Origin of the sequence: Pseudomonas mercuritolerans (assembly GCF_025706525.1) — a bacterium.
GTDB classification, from domain to species: Bacteria; Pseudomonadota; Gammaproteobacteria; order Pseudomonadales; family Pseudomonadaceae; genus Aquipseudomonas; species Aquipseudomonas mercuritolerans.
This window is the reverse complement of sequence record NZ_JAMSHA010000010.1, coordinates 184,940-202,693: the sequence shown is the minus strand read 5'-3', so window position 1 is coordinate 202,693 and position 17,754 is coordinate 184,940. Positions and strand designations below refer to the sequence as shown.

The window sequence follows — 17,754 nt, the reverse complement described above, 5'->3', positions numbered from 1 at the left end:
TGGTAAGACCAATTTACAAGCGCTGTCGGCTAGGGTAAAAGCCTTGGTAGCGGTGTGTCAATTTGCCGCTCTGAAACTTTCGTCGAAGATGCGGTGCAGAGGGCAACTGATCCGCTTTGGCGAAGTGGCGTCTGGCAGGTGTCGGCGGCGCGCGGATAGGCCAGAATAGACACCCCGGCGAGCGGTCGGGATCGTGGAGAAATGAGTTATGGGCTTTGATCAGATACGTCAGCGCCGTTTGTCTGACGATATTGTCGAGCGCCTCGAAGGGATGATCCTTGAGGGCACGCTGAAGTCGGGCGAGCGGTTGCCGGCCGAGCGCACGCTGGCCGAACAATTTGGCGTATCACGCCCGTCGTTGCGTGAGGCGATTCAGAAACTGGCAGCCAAAGGCTTGCTGGTCAGTCGCCAGGGCGGCGGCAATTATGTGGTGGAGGGTCTCGGATCGACGTTCAGCGATCCGCTGCTGCAATTGCTTGAAAGCAATCCCGAAGCGCAACGTGATTTGCTCGAATTCCGGCATACCCTGGAGGCATCGTGCGCCTATTACGCCGCATTGCGCGCCACCGATGTCGATCGCGAGCGCCTGACGGCTGCATTCGAAGAGCTGCAGGACTGCTACTCACGCCACGACGAAGTCAGTCGCGCGGAAGAGGGCGCGGCGGATGCGAAATTTCATCTGGCGATTGCCGAGGCCAGTCATAACGCGGTGTTGCTGCACACGATTCGCGGCTTGTTCGATCTGCTCAAGCGCAACGTCGTCACAAACATCGGCGGCATGTACAAGCAGCGCACGGAAACCCGCGACATGCTGATCTCGCAGCATCGGGAATTGTATCTGGCGATTATCGAAGGGCGTGCCGAGCAGGCGCGGGAAGTGTCCAGCCGACATATTCTGTATGTGCAGGAAGTGCTGGAAGAGGTGCGTCAGGAGGTGCAGCGCATGGCTCGGGCGGAGCGGCGCAAGGGGATGTGATTCTTCAAAGCAAAAGATCGCAGCCTGCGGCAGCTCCTACACAGAAATATGTATTTCCCTGTAGGAGCTGCCGCAGGCTGCGATCTTTGCTTTCAAAGGAGGAAGATCAGTCTTCCTTGCCCTTGTTGCGCACCGCACGCTGCAATTCACGACCGGCGTCGCGCTCGCGCTCGGTGTCACGCTTGTCGTATTCCTTCTTGCCCTTGCCCAGAGCGATCTCGCACTTGACCATGTGCTTGCTCCAGTACCAGGACAGGCAGACGCAGGCGTAACCCTTTTGCTGCACGGCGGCGGCAAGCTTGTCCAGCTCGCGGCGGTTGAGCAGCAGTTTGCGTGTGCGCACCGGGTCGGCGATGACGTGAGTGCTCGCGGTCATCAACGGCGTGATGTGGCTGCCGAGCAACCATGCTTCGCCGTCCTTGAGCAGCACATAGCTGTCGACCAGCTGCAACTTGCTCGCCCGCAGACTTTTTACTTCCCAGCCGGCCAGGACCAGACCAGCCTCGAACTTGTGCTCGATGAAGTAATCGTGTCGCGCCTTTTTGTTCTGCGCGATGGTCCCTGTTGGGTGTTTCTTCTGTTTAGCCATAGGGGCGGCATTATATGGAGTTGTTCGGCTGTCGGCTACGGTGTTGCTGCGTGCTTGAGCAGGTTGAGTGAATCCCGGACAATGCGGCCTCTTTTTCTAACGCTTGGGCGTGATAAACGATGTCGACAGACAAGGTTTCTGTCCACGGCAGTTGGGCTAGCCGCTGGGTATTCATACTCGCCGCGACCGGTTCGGCCGTGGGACTGGGTAGTATCTGGAAGTTCCCCTACATGGTCGGGGTCTACGGTGGCGGCGCCTTTGTGCTGATGTTCCTGGCATGCATCGCGCTCATCGGTGTCCCGGTCATGCTCGCGGAAACCCTGATCGGCCGGCGCGCCCGGCAAAGTCCGGCGAACGCCTTGAAGGTGCTGGCGCTGGAAGCAGGGCACTCGGCGAAATGGTCGTGGGGCGCGTTTGCCGGGATGATCACGGCCCTGCTGATTCTGTCTTTCTACAGTGTGGTCGGCGGCTGGTCGCTGGACTACATCGTCGACATGGGCCGTGGCGATTTCCAGGGCGCGACGGCCGATCAGGTCGGCGCCTATTTCGGCAATGTCATCTCCAATCCATGGCGCCTGACACTTTGGCACACGATTTTCATGCTGCTGTCGGCCTTCGTGATCGCCAAAGGCGTGGTCGCCGGGCTTGAACGCAGCCTGCGAATCATGATGCCGCTGCTGTTCGTGATGATTCTGGTGCTGCTGGGCTACAGCATGACCACCGGGCATTTCATGGAAGGCGTGCATTTCATGTTCGACTTCCACCCGGAAAAAGTCCTCGACGGCCTGCTGCCAGCGATGGGGCACGCGTTCTTCTCGCTGAGCGTCGGCGTCGGCTCCATCATGATCTACGGCGCCTACATGCCGAAGAACACCTCGCTGTCGGGCACGGTGGTCGGTGTCGCGCTGCTGGATACTTTCGTATCGCTGGTGGCCGGTCTGGCGCTGTTTCCGATTGTGTTCGCTGCTGGCCTGAACCCAAGCGAAGGCCCGGGGCTGATGTTCGTCAGCCTGCCGTTTGCTTTTGGTAACGTCTTTTTCGGCCAGTTGATGGGCGTGGTGTTCTTTGTGCTGGTCGCGGTGGCTGCCTGGAGTTCGGCTATTTCGCTACTCGAACCGATGGTGGCTTACCTGGTTGAACGCACTAAAATCAGCCGCATCTGGGTGACGTTCTGGCTTGCGTTCACCTGCTGGTTCGTTGGTCTGGGTACGGTGTTTTCTTTCAATATCTGGAAGGAAGCCAAGTTTTTCGTGAACGAAGGCGGAGCGTTCAGCCTCTATCAATGGGGTGCGCAGAGCGGTCTCGACTTCTTCGGCGTGATCGATTTCTTCACCTCGCGGATCATGTTGCCCCTCGGTGGCTTGTGTTTCGTGCTGTTCGCGGGATGGGTGATGGGGCGTGAAGCGGTGCGGGATGAATTGTCCATCCGTAGCCCGGTTCTGTTTGCCCTGTCCCTGTTCTTGATGCGCTACGTGGCGCCTATCGGCATTCTTGTAGTCTTTGCCGCTCAGCTCTGGAAGTAACGCTTACATGACGACACATATCCAACGATCCGCGCTCCTGCCGTACCCGGCGCAGTTTCTCTACGACCTGGTCAACGACGTCGCGCGGTACCCGGAGTTTCTGCCGTGGTGCTCGGAGGCTGAAGTGCTGGAAAGCTCCCCAGAACACATGCGCGCCAGTGTCGGCGTGGCCAAAGGCGGCCTCAGTCAGCATTTCGTCACGCGCAATATGCTGGTTCCGGGGCAGTCGATCGAGATGAATCTTGAGGAGGGCCCGTTCACTCAGTTGCACGGCATCTGGGTATTCAAGGCACTGAACGAAAAGGCCTGCAAGATCAGTCTGGATCTGTCGTTCGATTATGCCGGGCCGCTGGTGCGCGCTACGTTGGGCCCGCTGTTCAATCAGGCGGCTAACCAGCTGGTTGATGCTTTCTGCCAGCGCGCCAAGCAGATGCATGGTTAAGCCGGTGATCGAGATAGAAGTCGTGTACGCGGCGGTTGATCGGCAGGTTCTGCGTGCGATCAGCGTAGCTGAAGGCGCTAGCGTTCGGGCGGCGGTGCACGCATCGGGCATCGCGGCTGAGTTTCCTGAGCTGAATCTGGCGGAGTGCCCACTAGGGATTTTTGGCAAGGTCGTGACTGACGCGGATTCTCGCCCTGTTCAGGCGGGCGATCGCATCGAAATTTATCGACCGCTGCTGGCTGATCCCAAAGAAGTTCGACGTTTGCGTGCGGCCAAGGCTGCTGAGGCAAAAGCGCGGAATATTTGATCAGGCCAAACGGCCGGCAATAAAAAACCCGGAATCTCCGGGTTTTTTATTGCCTCGCCATTTACTGCGGCGAGGTGTCCAGCGGCTCTGGTGTCGGAACCGGTACGGTTTCCACACCATCGACGTCCTTCTGGATCTGATCCAGCAAGGAGCCTGGTTTGGCTGGCTTTTCAGCTTCTGGCTTGTCGGCGTTTTCAGCAGGCGCGGTCACGGTAGTACCGCTGTCCTTGCCGAGAATGGCTTCGTCACGGCTCACGCCGGGCATGAAGTCACCGGACAGGCTGACAAGCTGGTCGTTGGAATTGAAGATAACGCTGATTCGTTCCTGCTGGCGTTCACCGCCACCCGGTTGCAGGCTGTACAGATAATCCCAGCGATCGGCATGGAACGTGTCGGCAAGCAGAGGGTTGCCCATGATAAACCGTACTTGCGGCCGGGTCATTCCCGGGCGTAACTGGTCTATCATGTCCTGCGTGACGACATTGCCCTGCTGGATGTCGATTTTGTAAACCCCGGGGAATGAACAACCGGCGAGTGCGAGCAGTCCCACAAAGGTGAAACTGGTTAGCAAGAGCTTGGTGTTTTGCATCGGTGGGCGACTTCCACTATCTTGGCTGGGACAACGTAAACGCCGATCATACCCGCATTAAGAGAAGCTGCGAAGCAGCATCGCGAGAAAGCTGACCATGGTTGAAAATAGCGAACTACGCAAAGCCGGCCTCAAAGTGACCCTGCCACGGGTCAAGATCCTGCAAATGCTCGACTCCACCGAGCAGCGCCACATGAGTGCCGAGGACGTCTACAAGGCGTTGATGGAAGCTGGTGAGGACGTCGGTCTGGCCACGGTTTACCGTGTACTGACTCAGTTCGAAGCGGCCGGCCTCGTGGTCCGCCACAACTTCGACGGCGGCCACGCGGTCTTCGAACTGGCTGACGGTGGCCACCACGACCATATGGTCAACGTGGAATCGGGTGAAGTGATCGAATTCTTCGACGAAGAAATCGAAAAACTTCAGAAATCGATCGTCGAGAAGCATGGCTTCGAAATGGTTGATCACAACCTGGTGCTGTACGTACGCAAGAAAAAGTAAGCATGTCGCGCGAATTTCACATTCGCGAAACGAACGAAGGCGACCCAAGGGTCGCCTTCGTGCTTTCTACTATTTGTTACGCCTTGGCGGTCACCACCATTTTTTTCGCGTGAGCCAGAGATTCCTTGGTCAGATCGATGCCGCCGAGCATGCGCGCGACTTCTTCGATGCGCTCGTTCTTGCTCAGCTTTGCGACGGCGGTGTGAGTCGCCTTCTCGTCGCGGACCTTGTGCACGAACAGATGCTGATGCCCTTGCGCCGCCACTTGCGGCAAGTGCGTCACGGTCAGGACCTGGCCGCGATCACCGAGACGGCGCAGTAACTGGCCGACGATCTCGGCAGTCGGTCCGCCAATGCCCACGTCCACTTCGTCGAATACCAGCGTCGGCACGCGGGAGGTCTGGGCGGTAATGACCTGAATCGCCAGACTAATCCGTGACAGCTCACCACCGGAAGCTACTTTTGCCAGCGCCTTGAGCGGTTGACCGGGGTTGGCGCTGACCAGTAGTTCGACCTGCTCCAGCCCGTTTGGCAGCAACTCGTCGCTGCTGTTGGCTTTCAGTTCGATGGTGAACCGGCCGCCGGGCATGCCCAGGCGCTGGATTTCCTGCTCCACCGCACTGGCGAGGCTGCCGGCGGCTTGATGACGAAGGTCGCTCAGCTCGCGTGCTTTCTCTTGATAGTGGCGGGCATAGGACGCCAGTTCCTCACCCAGGCGCTCGATGGATTCATCGTTGGCGTTGAGGGTTTCGATTTCATCCAGCAGCTTCTGCTGCATCTCGCCGACTTCGGTCGGTTGAATCCGGTGTTTGCGCGCCAGGGTGTAGATCGCGTCGAGGCGTTCTTCGAGGTATTGCAGGCGAGCCGGGTCGGCATCGAAGTTGTCGAGGAAGCGATTGAGCTCGCCGACTGCTTCTTCTACCTGAATCTGTGCGCTGGTCAGCAGGCTGCTGGCTTCACCCAGCGCACCCACCGAACTGTTGACGCTGGAAAGTCGATTGAGGCTGGCGGTCAGCGCATTCAGCACATTGCCGGAGTCGCTTTCGCTGCATTGCTCGACCACTTGCCGGCAAATGCCCAGCAAGGTTTCGGCGTTGGTCAGGTTCTTGTGTTCCTGCTCCAGTTGCTCCAGTTCATTTTCGCCGAGGCCGAGGTTCTCCAATTCCTCAAGCTGATAGCTGAGCAACTGATGACGTGCGCGTTGTTCGTCGCCGGAGTTGGAAAGGCGCTCCAGTTCCTGGCGAGTCTGGCGCCAGCGCTGTGCGGCCAGTTGCACCTGACGCGCCAGATCGGTCGCGCCGGCGTATTCGTCAAGCAGGCGGCGATGGGTGTCGGTCTTCAGCAGCGACTGATGTTCGTGCTGGCTGTGGATATCGATCAGCAGCTCGCCCAAGGCTTTAAGGTCGCCTAGCGGGCAGGGTGTGCCGTTGATATAGCCGCGCGAACGACCTTCCGAGGTGATGACCCGGCGCAGGATGCACGGCCCGTCGTTTTCCAGATCGCGCTCGGCCAGCCAGGCGCTGGCTTCGGGGATATCAGCCAGATCGAAAGTGGCAAGAATGTCGGCTTTATCAGCGCCCGGGCGAACCACGCCGCTGTCGGCGCGATCGCCGAGGGTGAGGCCCAGGGCGTCGAGCATGATCGACTTGCCGGCGCCGGTTTCCCCTGTGATCACGCTCATCCCGCGATCGAGTTCAAGATCGAGATGTTCAACGATGGCGTAGTTGTGTACGGACAGGTGCACCAGCATAAAGGCCGCTCCCAGGCTTGAGGTCTGGTTATTTATACAGTGTTTTGTTCAGGCCTGACAATGCCCTCCCTTAGCTCGATTTGCTTGAACGAAAAGTTTTCTTAGCGCATTCAAGAATGACTAATCAGCACTTTTTTGTAAGGACAATCGATTCCAGCCCTTGAAGCCTGATTTTGCGGCCCCATATATCGGGGCAGAAGCGCGAGTCAGGCTCGCGGACGAAATTGAAAGGAGAATTCTATGGCTGACGAACAGACAGTAGATACGCAAAACCCAGATGCCAATCAGGCGCCCGAAGGTTCGGGTGACGACCTGGCGACCCGTGTGCAAGTGCTCGAAGAGCAATTGGCCGCCGCGCAGGATCAGTCTCTGCGTGTTGCTGCCGATCTGCAGAACGTTCGCCGCCGTGCCGAGCAGGACGTCGAGAAGGCGCACAAGTTTGCCTTGGAAAAATTCGCCAGCGACCTGCTGCCGATCGTCGACAGCCTGGAGCGCGGCCTCGAGCTGTCGAGCCCGGACGACGAAAGCATCCGCCCGATGCGCGAAGGCATCGAGCTGACCCTCAAAATGTTCCACGACACCCTCAAGCGCTACCAGCTTGAAGCGATCGATCCGCATGGCGAACCGTTCAACGCCGTTCACCATCAGGCGATGGCCATGCAGGAAAGTGCCGACGTCGAGCCGAACAGCGTGTTGAAGGTTTTCCAGAAGGGCTACCAGCTCAATGGTCGCCTGCTGCGCCCGGCGATGGTCGTGGTCAGCAAGGCGCCGGCACCGGTTTCGCCTTCGATTGACGAGCAGGCTTGAAATTAGCCGCAAGGCCCCCATTTAGAAGTCAAGCGTTTAAGTGCTACCGCAGTCAGCCACCACTGCTGCGGCAACAAAATCCAAAGTTTCGGGAGAGTGAACATGGGCAAAATTATCGGTATCGACCTGGGGACTACCAACTCCTGCGTCTCCGTGCTGGAAAACGGCAAAGCCAAAGTTATTGAAAACGCTGAAGGCGCGCGTACCACGCCGTCGATCATCGCTTACGCCAACGATGGCGAAATTCTGGTAGGTCAGTCGGCCAAGCGTCAGGCTGTAACCAACCCGCACAACACCCTGTACGCGGTAAAGCGTCTGATCGGTCGTCGTTTCGACGAAGAAGTTGTGCAGAAAGACATCCAGATGGTCCCTTACAAGATCGTCAAGGCTGACAACAACGATGCCTGGGTAGAAGTGAACGGCCAGAAAATGGCACCGCCACAAATCTCGGCTGAAATTCTGAAGAAGATGAAGAAGACCGCCGAAGACTACCTCGGCGAGGCAGTGACCGAAGCGGTGATCACCGTTCCGGCCTACTTCAACGACAGCCAGCGTCAGGCTACCAAAGACGCGGGCCGCATCGCGGGTCTGGACGTAAAACGTATCATCAACGAGCCAACCGCAGCTGCTCTGGCTTACGGTATGGACAAGGCCAAGGGCGATCACACCGTGATCGTTTATGACCTGGGTGGCGGTACCTTCGACGTATCCGTGATCGAAATCGCTGAAGTTGACGGCGAGCACCAGTTCGAAGTGTTGGCCACCAACGGTGACACCTTCCTCGGCGGTGAAGACTTCGACATTCGTCTGATCGACTACCTCGTTGACGAATTCAAGAAAGAAAGCGGCATGAACCTCAAAGGTGACCCGCTGGCGATGCAGCGTCTGAAAGAAGCCGCTGAGAAAGCCAAGATCGAGCTGTCGTCCGCTCAGTCGACCGACGTCAATCTGCCGTACATCACTGCAGACGCGACCGGTCCTAAGCACCTGAACGTGAAGATCTCGCGTGCCAAGCTCGAAGCACTGGTTGAAGACCTGGTTCAGCGCACCATCGAACCTTGCCGCATTGCCATGAAAGACGCCGGTATCGACGTCAGCGCGATCAACGACGTGATTCTGGTCGGTGGTCAGACTCGCATGCCGCTGGTGCAGAAGCTGGTGACCGATTTCTTCGGTAAAGAAGCGCGTAAAGACGTCAACCCGGACGAAGCCGTTGCCATGGGTGCTGCGATCCAGGGCGCTGTTCTGGCCGGTGACGTGAAAGACGTGCTGCTGCTCGACGTCAGTCCGCTGACCCTGGGTATCGAAACCATGGGTGGCGTGATGACTGCGCTGATCGAGAAAAACACCACGATTCCTACCAAGAAATCGCAAGTGTTCTCGACTGCTGACGACAACCAGGGCGCTGTGACCATTCACGTTCTGCAAGGTGAGCGCAAGCAAGCCGCACAGAACAAATCGCTGGGCAAGTTCGACCTGGCCGACATTCCACCAGCTCCACGTGGCGTGCCGCAGATCGAAGTGACCTTCGACATCGACGCCAACGGCATCCTGCACGTCGGCGCGAAAGACAAGGCTACCGGCAAGACCCAGTCGATCGTGATCAAGGCCAACTCCGGTCTGTCCGACGAAGAAATCGAGCGCATGGTGCGTGACGCCGAGGCGAATGCCGAGGAAGACCGCAAGTTCGAAGAGCTGGCCGCTGCCCGTAACCAGGGTGATGCACTGGTGCACTCGACTCGCAAGATGGTCGCTGACGCGGGCGACAAGGTCACCGCCGAAGAGAAGACTGCAATCGAAGCTGCAGTGGTTGCTCTGGAAGCCGCCGTCAAAGGCGACGACAAGGCTGCCATCGAAGCCAAGGTTGAAGAGCTGTCGAAAGTCTCCGCTCCGGTTGCTCAAAAGATGTACGCCGAACAGGCTCAGCCAGCTGATGGCGCAGCCCCGCAAGGCGAATCGGCTGAGAAGGCTGACGACGTTGTCGACGCCGAGTTCGAAGAAGTCAAAGACCACAAGTAAGTTGTTGGTCGCCCGGTTGACTGCCTTGCGGCGGTGACTGGTAGGATGTCGCCGCGCGGGAGCTTGCCTCCCGCGTTGGCGTATCTGGAATACGTGAATTTTTACAGCATGCGACAACGCTCGCGTGTTGGTGGTATGGCCGGGAATGCTCCTGCTTTTCGCGCCGCAGATACCGCATCAATCAAGACCAGGATCGTTGAATTGACGTGAGTTGGGTCCGGGCCTTAATGGGGGCTCAACGAGTTTGGCGAGGCTCAGGAGGGGTTTGCCGAACGTCCTTAAGAGTGCAAAGAACTTATGGCAAAGCGTGACTATTACGAAGTATTGGGTGTCGAGCGGGGCACGAGCGAAGCGGACCTGAAGAAGGCCTATCGCCGCTTGGCCATGAAGCACCACCCCGACCGTAATCCCGGCGACAAAGCTTCGGAAGAAGCATTCAAAGAGGCCAATGAGGCCTATGAAGTGTTGTCCGACGCCAGCAAGCGCGCGGCATACGACCAGTACGGTCATGCCGGCGTCGATCCGAGCATGGGCGGCGGCGGTGCCGGTTTCGGTGGCCAGAACTTCTCGGATATCTTCGGTGATGTCTTCAGTGATTTCTTCGGTGGCGGTCGCGGCGGTGCCCGTGGCGGCGCTCAGCGTGGCAGCGATCTGCGCTACACCCTGGAGCTGAATCTGGAAGAAGCGGTGCGCGGTACGTCGGTGAATATCCGCGTTCCGACACTGGTCAACTGCAAACCGTGCGATGGTTCCGGCGCCAAGAAAGGCTCGTCGCCGACGACGTGCCCGACCTGCGGCGGCATCGGCCAGGTGCGCATGCAGCAGGGCTTCTTCTCGGTGCAGCAGACCTGCCCGCGCTGCCATGGCCAGGGCAAGATCATTTCCGATCCGTGCGATTCCTGCCACGGCGACGGTCGCGTCGAAGAGTACAAAACCCTGTCGGTCAAAGTACCGGCCGGTGTCGATACGGGCGACCGCATTCGTCTGTCTGGCGAAGGCGAGGCGGGTACCCAGGGCGGGCCGACTGGCGACTTGTACGTTGTGATCAACGTGCGCGAACACGACATCTTCCAGCGTGACGGCAAGCATCTGTTCTGCGAAGTGCCGATCAGCTTCGTCGACGCTGCACTGGGCGGCGAGCTGGAAATTCCGACCCTCGACGGTCGCGTCAAACTGAAAATTCCCGAAGGCACGCAGACCGGCAAGCAGTTCCGCGTGCGCGGCAAAGGCGTTGCGCCAGTGCGTGGCGGCGGTGCCGGCGACCTGATGTGCCGTGTCGCTGTGGAAACGCCGGTCAACCTCAACCGTCGTCAGCGTGAACTGCTGGAAGAATTCCGCAGCTCCCTGGCCGACGACAACAGCCACTCGCCGAAAACCACCGGTTGGTTCGACGGTGTGAAGCGTTTCTTCGGCGATTTGTAAGGAGTCGGCATGCGACGTATTGCAGTGATGGGCGCCGCCGGGCGCATGGGCAAGACCCTGATTGAAGCAGTGCAGCAGACGCCGGGTGCCGGTCTGACGGCGGCGGTCGATCGTCCCGACAGCACGCTGGTCGGTGCGGATGCCGGTGAGCTGGCAGCGCTGGGTCGTATCGGCGTTCCACTGTCCGGTGATCTGGATCGTGTGGTTGAAGAGTTCGATGTGTTGATCGACTTCACTCACCCGACCGTGACTCTGAAGAACCTCGCGTTCTGCCGCAAACACGGCAAGGCGATGATCATCGGCACCACCGGTTTCAGTGTTGAAGAGAAACAATTGCTGGCCGAGGCGGGCAAGGACATTCCGATCGTCTTCGCCGCCAACTTCAGCGTCGGCGTCAACCTCTGCCTGAAGCTGCTCGACACCGCTGCGCGCGTGCTGGGCGACGATGTCGATATCGAGATCATGGAAGCCCATCACCGCCACAAGGTCGATGCTCCGTCCGGTACGGCGGTGCGCATGGGTGAAGTGATTGCCGATGCCCTGGGGCGTGATCTGAAGAAGGTCGCTGTGTACGGTCGCGAAGGCCAGACCGGTGCGCGTGAGCGTGAAACCATTGGTTTCGCCACCGTGCGTGCTGGCGATATCGTCGGTGATCACACCGTGCTGTTCGCTGCCGATGGCGAGCGCGTCGAGATTACCCACAAGGCATCGAGCCGCATGACCTTCGCCAAGGGCGCGGTGCGTGCAGCGCTGTGGCTGGACGGTCGCGAGCCGGGCCTGTACGACATGCAAGACGTGCTCGACCTGCGTTGAGTCGTTGCTGAACCCGGCGCAAACGTCCCGTTTTGCGCCGGTTTTTACCGCTTGGCGACGACCTGTCGCATTCTCCGGCCTTTAAGGCTCTTTAGCGGTGGACCAAAAACGCCCTTTTCTGTAAGCTACAGCTTTAGTGTGTCCACTAAAAGCGCGCAGAATAATTTCAGTGAAGAAGCGGGGTGACGTGTCCATACGTCACTCCGCTTTTTTACAACCTGCGATTGCCCTTTCATGCGTTATTTACGGGAGGTCTTCTTGACTAAGCCAGCCATACTCGCCCTTGCTGATGGCAGCATTTTTCGCGGCGAAGCCATTGGAGCCGACGGTCAGACCGTTGGTGAGGTGGTGTTCAACACCGCAATGACCGGCTATCAGGAAATCCTTACCGATCCTTCCTACGCCCAACAGATCGTTACCCTGACTTATCCGCACATCGGCAACACCGGCACCACGCCGGAAGACGCCGAGTCCGACCGCGTCTGGTCCGCTGGCCTGGTCATCCGTGACCTGCCGCTGGTAGCGAGCAACTGGCGTAACACGATGTCCCTGTCCGATTACCTGAAAGCCAACAATGTTGTGGCAATCGCCGGTATCGACACCCGTCGCCTGACCCGCATCCTGCGTGAAAAAGGCGCTCAGAACGGCTGCATCATGGCCGGCGACAACATCTCCGAAGAAGCGGCCATCGCCGCTGCGCAAGGCTTCCCGGGCCTGAAGGGCATGGATCTGGCGAAAGTCGTCAGCACCAAGACCCAATACGAATGGCGCTCGACTGTCTGGGATCTGAAAACCGACAGCCACGCGACCATCGAAGCTTCCGAGCTGCCATATCACGTGGTCGCCTACGACTACGGCGTCAAGGTCAACATCCTGCGCATGCTGGTCGAGCGCGGCTGCCGCGTGACCGTTGTGCCTGCCCAGACTCCAGCCGCCGATGTGCTGGCGCTGAAGCCGGACGGCGTGTTCCTGTCCAACGGCCCTGGTGATCCGGAGCCATGCGACTACGCGATCCAAGCGATCAAGGAAGTCCTGGAAACCGAGACGCCGGTATTCGGCATCTGCCTCGGCCACCAGTTGCTGGCTCTGGCCTCCGGCGCCAAGACCCTGAAAATGGGCCACGGCCACCACGGTGCCAACCACCCGGTGCAGGATCTGGACACAGGCGTGGTGATGATCACCAGCCAGAACCACGGTTTTGCGGTAGACGAAGCCACCCTGCCAGCCAACGTGCGCGCGATCCACAAATCGCTGTTCGACGGCACCCTGCAAGGCATCGAGCGCACCGACAAGAGCGCGTTCAGCTTCCAGGGTCACCCTGAAGCGAGCCCGGGCCCGAACGATGTTGCGCCACTGTTCGACCGCTTCATCAACGAGATGGCCAAGCGACGCTAAGCGTTCGCCTTGAGACTGTAGAGAGAAGCCCTCGAGGGCGGCCCCGGTTCCGGCGGCCCCCTCGGGACTTCAGAAATCGATCAAGACGGCTTGCCGACTGACCTGCGGATTTGAGTGACAAACCATGCCAAAACGTACAGACATTAAAAGCATCCTGATTCTCGGCGCTGGCCCGATCGTGATCGGCCAGGCCTGTGAATTCGACTACTCCGGCGCCCAGGCCTGCAAAGCCCTGCGCGAAGAGGGTTACCGCGTCATTCTGGTGAACTCCAACCCGGCCACCATCATGACCGACCCGGACATGGCCGACGCCACCTACATCGAGCCGATCAAGTGGCAGACCGTGGCCAAGATCATCGAAAAGGAACGTCCGGACGCCGTACTGCCGACCATGGGCGGCCAGACTGCACTGAACTGTGCCCTGGACCTGGAGCGCGAAGGCGTTCTGGAGAAGTTCGGCGTAGAGATGATCGGTGCCAACGCCGACACCATCGACAAGGCTGAAGACCGTTCGCGTTTCGACAAGGCGATGAAATCCATCGGTTTGGCCTGCCCGCGTTCCGGCATTGCCCACAGCATGGAAGAGGCCAACGCGGTTCTCGAAACCCTCGGTTTCCCGTGCATCATCCGTCCGTCCTTCACCATGGGCGGCACCGGTGGCGGTATCGCTTACAACCGTGAAGAGTTCGAAGAAATCTGCGCCCGTGGTCTGGACCTGTCGCCGACCAAAGAGCTGCTGATCGACGAATCGCTGATCGGCTGGAAAGAATATGAAATGGAAGTTGTCCGCGACAAAAAGGACAACTGCATCATCGTCTGCTCGATCGAAAACTTCGACCCGATGGGCGTGCACACCGGTGACTCGATCACCGTAGCTCCTGCGCAAACCCTGACCGACAAGGAATACCAGATCCTGCGTAACGCCTCTCTGGCGGTATTGCGCGAGATCGGCGTCGAGACCGGCGGTTCGAACGTGCAGTTCGGTATCTGCCCGAACACTGGCCGCATGGTCGTGATCGAAATGAACCCGCGTGTTTCGCGCTCCTCGGCCCTGGCTTCGAAAGCCACCGGTTTCCCGATTGCCAAGGTCGCGGCCAAACTGGCTGTGGGTTACACCCTCGACGAGCTGTCGAACGACATCACCGGCGGCAAGACCCCGGCGTCCTTCGAACCGTCGATCGACTACGTCGTTACCAAGCTGCCACGCTTCGCCTTCGAGAAATTCGCCAAGGCTGACGCACGCCTGACCACGCAAATGAAGTCGGTCGGCGAAGTCATGGCCATCGGCCGGACCTTCCAGGAATCCTTGCAGAAAGCTCTGCGCGGTCTGGAAGTCGGCGTTTGCGGTCTGGACGAGAAGCTCGATCTGAGCAACCCGGACAGCATGAGCGTGCTCAAGCGCGAACTGACCGTGCCGGGCGCCGAGCGTATCTGGTACGTGGCGGACGCCTTCCGCGCCGGCCTGTCGGTCGAAGACATCTTCGGCATGAACATGATCGATCCGTGGTTCCTGGTGCAGATCGAAGACCTGATCAAGGATGAAGAGAAGGTCAAGACCCTCGGTCTGTCCTCGATCGATCGCGACCTGATGTTCAAGCTCAAGCGCAAAGGCTTTTCCGATCAGCGCTTGGCGAAACTGCTGGGCGTCACTGAGAAAAACCTGCGTACGCACCGTCAGAAGCTGGAAGTGTTCCCGGTCTACAAGCGCGTTGACACCTGCGCCGCCGAATTTGCCACCGACACCGCTTACCTCTACTCGACCTACGAGGAAGAGTGCGAGGCAGCGCCGTCGGGTCGCGACAAGATCATGATTCTGGGTGGCGGCCCTAACCGCATCGGTCAGGGCATCGAGTTCGACTACTGCTGCGTTCACGCTGCTCTCGCCCTGCGCGAAGACGGCTACGAAACCATCATGGTCAACTGCAACCCGGAAACCGTTTCCACCGACTACGACACTTCCGACCGTCTGTACTTCGAGCCGGTAACCCTGGAAGACGTACTGGAAATCTGCCGCGTCGAGAAGCCGAAAGGCGTGATCGTCCAGTACGGCGGCCAGACTCCGCTGAAACTGGCTCGTGCTCTGGAAGCCGCTGGCGTGCCGATCATCGGCACCAGCCCTGACGCCATCGACCGCGCGGAAGACCGCGAGCGCTTCCAGCAAATGGTCGAGCGCCTGAACCTGCGTCAGCCGCCAAACGCCACTGTGCGTAGCGAAGATGAAGCTGTTCGCGCTGCGGCGAAGATCGGTTATCCGCTGGTGGTGCGCCCGTCCTACGTGCTGGGCGGCCGTGCGATGGAAATCGTCTACAAAGAAGACGAACTCAAGCGCTATCTGCGTGACGCGGTGCAAGTGTCCAACGACAGCCCGGTGCTGCTCGACCACTTCCTCAACTGCGCCATCGAAATGGACGTGGATGCGGTCTGCGACGGCAAAGACGTGGTGATCGGCGCGATCATGCAGCACATCGAACAGGCGGGCGTTCACTCCGGTGACTCCGCGTGCTCGCTGCCGCCGTACTCGCTGCCGGCGCACATCCAGGACGAGATGCGCGAACAGGTCAAGAAAATGGCTCTGGAACTGGGCGTTGTCGGCCTGATGAACGTGCAATTGGCTCTGCAGGGCGAAGACATCTACGTCATCGAAGTCAACCCGCGCGCCTCGCGTACCGTACCGTTCGTTTCCAAGTGCATCGGTGTTTCCCTGGCCATGATCGCTGCGCGCGTGATGGCCGGTAAGACCCTGAAGGAAATCGGCTTCACCAAGGAAATCATCCCGAACTTCTACAGCGTTAAAGAAGCGGTGTTCCCGTTCGCCAAGTTCCCTGGCGTTGACCCGATCCTCGGCCCAGAGATGAAGTCGACTGGTGAAGTGATGGGCGTCGGCGACACCTTCGGTGAAGCATTCGCCAAGGCTCAGATGGGCGCCAGCGAAGTGCTGCCGACCGGCGGTACCGCGTTCATCAGCGTGCGCGATGACGACAAGCCGCTGGTTGCAGGCGTGGCCCGTGATCTGATCAACTTGGGCTTCGAAGTGGTCGCCACTGCCGGCACTGCCAAGCTGATCGAAGCCGCAGGCCTGAAAGTGCGCCGCGTGAACAAGGTGACCGAGGGTCGTCCACACGTGGTCGACATGATCAAGAATGACGAAGTCACGCTGATCATCAACACCACCGAAGGTCGTCAGTCGATCGCCGATTCGTATTCCATTCGTCGCAATGCCCTGCAGCACAAGATTTACTGCACCACCACTATCGCTGCGGGCGAAGCGATCTGCGAAGCGCTGAAGTTCGGTCCGGAAAAGACCGTGCGCCGCTTGCAGGATCTACACGCAGGATTGAAGGCATGAGCATAACCAAGTACCCGATGACAGTTCAGGGCGCGAAGGCCCTGGAAGAGGAGCACGCCCATCTGACCAAGGTCGTTCGTCCGAAGCTCAGCCAGGACATCGGCACGGCCCGCGAGTTGGGTGACTTGAAGGAAAACGCTGAATACCATGCTGCCCGCGAACAGCAAGGCATGGTCGAAGCGCGGATTCGTGACATCGAAGGCCGGATTCAGAATCAGGTCATCATCGACGTCACGACCATTCCTCATACCGGCAAAGTGATTTTCGGTACCACCGTCGAGATCGCCAACGTCGAGACTGATGAAAGCGTCACTTACCACATCGTGGGTGAGGATGAGGCTGACTTCAAACTCGGCAAGATCTCCGTCGGTTCGCCGCTGGCCCGCGCCTTGATTGGCAAGGAAGAGGGTGACGTCGTCGCCGTCAAAACGCCAAGCGGCGTGATCGAGTACGAGATTGTCGAAGTTCGTCACATCTGAAAGAAGGCGCCCGCTGCATGCGGGCGCCATGCTTTGGCAGTTGACCCAGATGCTTTGGGTCGGTGGCCTATGGTTGATTCATATCGGTTTGCAGCCGGCGTTGGGCCAGATCGGCCTGGCGCCGCTGTTGATCGACGAAGTCGCCAGTGCATTCGAAGTGCTGGTGGTGGGGTTCGCCGCTCTGTGCGTGATTTTTCAGGCTTTGGTGCTGGTACAGGCCGAGGGCCTCGCCAGTCTATGGCGGGATTTTCGCGGGCAGGTGCTGTTGACGGCTTTGTACGCGTGCGCGATGTATGTTGCCGTGCGTGTCGGCTGGCCGGATGCGCAGCGCTGGCAGGTATTCAGTTATCTGGTGCTGGGATTTTCCGGGCTGGTGCTGGTCATGCAGCCGGTGCCGGGATGGAGTGGCAGGGTGCGCGAAGCACACCCTTGACCCTGCGCATCACTTGAAGCGATGAACGTTCGACAGCTGCTTGTTGGCGCTGAAATTCTTCCGGTAGACCAGAGCCATCTTGCCGATGACCTGTACCAGGTCCGCTTTGCCGACCTTGCACAGCTCGGCGATGTGCGCCAGGCGCGACTCGCGATCGAGGATATTGAGCTTGATCTTGATCAGCTCGTGATCGGCCAAGGCGCGTTCAAGTTCGGCTAAGACACCTTCAGTCAAACCGTTGTCCGCTACCGTCAACACTGGTTTGAGGTGGTGGCCGATGGATTTGTACTGTTTCTTCTGCTCTGGAGTGAGCGGCATAATCTGACCCTTTCGTCTGGATTCTGTAAAATGGCGGCCATTTT

General features: G+C 59.1%; 17 protein-coding genes. 13 read left to right on the top strand and 4 right to left on the bottom strand.

All coding sequences use genetic code 11. The annotated features are described in order from the left end of the window. Window positions 1–208: 208 nt before the first annotated feature. The gene (locus ND528_RS25325; RefSeq protein ID WP_212615291.1) at window positions 209–976 is read left to right on the top strand and encodes an FCD domain-containing protein; all 768 of its coding nucleotides are present in this window, start codon (window positions 209–211) and stop codon (window positions 974–976) included. Between the two features lie 106 nt (window positions 977–1,082). Here the strand turns inward: ND528_RS25325 and smpB are convergent, their stop codons facing one another. After that, window positions 1,083–1,565: an SsrA-binding protein SmpB gene (gene smpB / locus ND528_RS25320; protein ID WP_007953781.1), complete on the bottom strand. Its 483-nt coding sequence runs from the start codon at window positions 1,563–1,565 to the stop codon at window positions 1,083–1,085. A gap of 119 nt (window positions 1,566–1,684) precedes the next feature. Between smpB and ND528_RS25315 the strand changes: the two genes are divergently transcribed. From ND528_RS25315 to ND528_RS25305, 3 genes are read left to right on the top strand one after another with little or no spacing between them, the layout of a single operon-like run. Then, complete coding sequence (locus tag ND528_RS25315) at window positions 1,685–3,088, top strand: sodium-dependent transporter (protein WP_130910356.1); 1,404 nt, start codon at window positions 1,685–1,687, stop codon at window positions 3,086–3,088. A gap of 7 nt (window positions 3,089–3,095) precedes the next feature. Continuing rightward, window positions 3,096–3,530 (top strand): type II toxin-antitoxin system RatA family toxin, encoded by a 435-nt coding sequence (locus tag ND528_RS25310; RefSeq protein ID WP_263471449.1) that lies wholly within the window; start codon window positions 3,096–3,098, stop codon window positions 3,528–3,530. After that, entirely contained in the window at window positions 3,523–3,837 is a 315-nt protein-coding gene (locus tag ND528_RS25305; RefSeq protein WP_212615293.1) for an RnfH family protein, read from the top strand. Before ND528_RS25310 ends, ND528_RS25305 begins: the two co-directional genes overlap by 8 nt. 61 nt (window positions 3,838–3,898) lie before the next feature. Here ND528_RS25305 and ND528_RS25300 read toward each other — a convergent pair whose 3' ends face one another. After that, a complete protein-coding gene (locus tag ND528_RS25300) occupies window positions 3,899–4,426 on the bottom strand; it encodes an outer membrane protein assembly factor BamE (protein ID WP_016771771.1) in 528 nt (175 codons plus the stop codon). Between the two features lie 97 nt (window positions 4,427–4,523). On the opposite strand from ND528_RS25300, the gene fur reads away from it, so the two are divergent. Further along, on the top strand, window positions 4,524–4,928 hold the full coding sequence (gene fur, locus ND528_RS25295) for a ferric iron uptake transcriptional regulator (protein ID WP_016771770.1): 405 nt from the start codon (window positions 4,524–4,526) through the stop codon (window positions 4,926–4,928). A gap of 76 nt (window positions 4,929–5,004) precedes the next feature. Here the strand turns inward: fur and recN are convergent, their stop codons facing one another. Next, complete coding sequence (recN, locus tag ND528_RS25290; RefSeq protein ID WP_137215533.1) at window positions 5,005–6,678, bottom strand: DNA repair protein RecN; 1,674 nt, start codon at window positions 6,676–6,678, stop codon at window positions 5,005–5,007. Between the two features lie 240 nt (window positions 6,679–6,918). Between recN and grpE the strand changes: the two genes are divergently transcribed. The 8 genes from grpE to ND528_RS25250 all read left to right on the top strand — a co-directional run bounded on the left by grpE (window position 6,919) and on the right by ND528_RS25250 (window position 17,392). Beyond that, window positions 6,919–7,485, top strand: coding sequence for a nucleotide exchange factor GrpE (grpE, locus tag ND528_RS25285; protein WP_039759570.1), 567 nt, complete (start codon window positions 6,919–6,921; stop codon window positions 7,483–7,485). 102 nt (window positions 7,486–7,587) lie between these two features. Beyond that, complete coding sequence (gene dnaK / locus ND528_RS25280) at window positions 7,588–9,504, top strand: molecular chaperone DnaK (protein WP_024011565.1); 1,917 nt, start codon at window positions 7,588–7,590, stop codon at window positions 9,502–9,504. Window positions 9,505–9,801: 297 nt separating this feature from the next. Continuing rightward, the gene (gene dnaJ, locus ND528_RS25275; RefSeq protein ID WP_016771767.1) at window positions 9,802–10,926 is read left to right on the top strand and encodes a molecular chaperone DnaJ; all 1,125 of its coding nucleotides are present in this window, start codon (window positions 9,802–9,804) and stop codon (window positions 10,924–10,926) included. A 9-nt stretch (window positions 10,927–10,935) separates the two neighbouring features. After that, window positions 10,936–11,739 carry a 4-hydroxy-tetrahydrodipicolinate reductase gene (gene dapB, locus ND528_RS25270; RefSeq protein WP_016771766.1) on the top strand — a complete coding sequence of 268 codons (804 nt, stop codon included), beginning with the start codon at window positions 10,936–10,938 and terminating at the stop codon, window positions 11,737–11,739. Window positions 11,740–11,997: 258 nt separating this feature from the next. After that, complete coding sequence (carA, locus tag ND528_RS25265; protein WP_016771765.1) at window positions 11,998–13,134, top strand: glutamine-hydrolyzing carbamoyl-phosphate synthase small subunit; 1,137 nt, start codon at window positions 11,998–12,000, stop codon at window positions 13,132–13,134. A 124-nt stretch (window positions 13,135–13,258) separates the two neighbouring features. Further along, on the top strand, window positions 13,259–16,480 hold the full coding sequence (gene carB / locus ND528_RS25260) for a carbamoyl-phosphate synthase large subunit (RefSeq protein WP_016771764.1): 3,222 nt from the start codon (window positions 13,259–13,261) through the stop codon (window positions 16,478–16,480). Between the two features lie 2 nt (window positions 16,481–16,482). Then, window positions 16,483–16,959, top strand: a complete 477-nt coding sequence (gene greA, locus ND528_RS25255; RefSeq protein WP_137215576.1) for a transcription elongation factor GreA — start codon at window positions 16,483–16,485, stop codon at window positions 16,957–16,959. Between the two features lie 28 nt (window positions 16,960–16,987). Beyond that, on the top strand, window positions 16,988–17,392 hold the full coding sequence (locus ND528_RS25250) for an MFS transporter (RefSeq protein ID WP_130910359.1): 405 nt from the start codon (window positions 16,988–16,990) through the stop codon (window positions 17,390–17,392). 9 nt (window positions 17,393–17,401) lie between these two features. On the opposite strand, the gene ND528_RS25245 is transcribed toward ND528_RS25250, so the two are convergent. Further along, the gene (locus tag ND528_RS25245) at window positions 17,402–17,710 is read right to left on the bottom strand and encodes a YhbY family RNA-binding protein (protein WP_016771761.1); all 309 of its coding nucleotides are present in this window, start codon (window positions 17,708–17,710) and stop codon (window positions 17,402–17,404) included. Between the last annotated feature and the right edge of the window lie 44 nt (window positions 17,711–17,754).

Excerpts from the sequence above, each read along its gene's own strand:
- ND528_RS25325 (WP_212615291.1), top strand. The coding sequence starts at position 209 with ATGGGCTTTGATCAGATACGTCAGCGCCGTTTGTCTGACGATATTGTC.
- smpB (WP_007953781.1), bottom strand. The coding sequence starts at position 1,565 with ATGGCTAAACAGAAGAAACACCCAACAGGGACCATCGCGCAGAACAAA.
- ND528_RS25315 (WP_130910356.1), top strand. The coding sequence starts at position 1,685 with ATGTCGACAGACAAGGTTTCTGTCCACGGCAGTTGGGCTAGCCGCTGG.
- ND528_RS25310 (WP_263471449.1), top strand. The coding sequence starts at position 3,096 with ATGACGACACATATCCAACGATCCGCGCTCCTGCCGTACCCGGCGCAG.
- ND528_RS25305 (WP_212615293.1), top strand. The coding sequence starts at position 3,523 with ATGGTTAAGCCGGTGATCGAGATAGAAGTCGTGTACGCGGCGGTTGAT.
- ND528_RS25300 (WP_016771771.1), bottom strand. The coding sequence starts at position 4,426 with ATGCAAAACACCAAGCTCTTGCTAACCAGTTTCACCTTTGTGGGACTG.
- fur (WP_016771770.1), top strand. The coding sequence starts at position 4,524 with ATGGTTGAAAATAGCGAACTACGCAAAGCCGGCCTCAAAGTGACCCTG.
- recN (WP_137215533.1), bottom strand. The coding sequence starts at position 6,678 with ATGCTGGTGCACCTGTCCGTACACAACTACGCCATCGTTGAACATCTC.
- grpE (WP_039759570.1), top strand. The coding sequence starts at position 6,919 with ATGGCTGACGAACAGACAGTAGATACGCAAAACCCAGATGCCAATCAG.
- dnaK (WP_024011565.1), top strand. The coding sequence starts at position 7,588 with ATGGGCAAAATTATCGGTATCGACCTGGGGACTACCAACTCCTGCGTC.
- dnaJ (WP_016771767.1), top strand. The coding sequence starts at position 9,802 with ATGGCAAAGCGTGACTATTACGAAGTATTGGGTGTCGAGCGGGGCACG.
- dapB (WP_016771766.1), top strand. The coding sequence starts at position 10,936 with ATGCGACGTATTGCAGTGATGGGCGCCGCCGGGCGCATGGGCAAGACC.
- carB (WP_016771764.1), top strand. The coding sequence starts at position 13,259 with ATGCCAAAACGTACAGACATTAAAAGCATCCTGATTCTCGGCGCTGGC.
- ND528_RS25250 (WP_130910359.1), top strand. The coding sequence starts at position 16,988 with ATGCTTTGGCAGTTGACCCAGATGCTTTGGGTCGGTGGCCTATGGTTG.
- ND528_RS25245 (WP_016771761.1), bottom strand. The coding sequence starts at position 17,710 with ATGCCGCTCACTCCAGAGCAGAAGAAACAGTACAAATCCATCGGCCAC.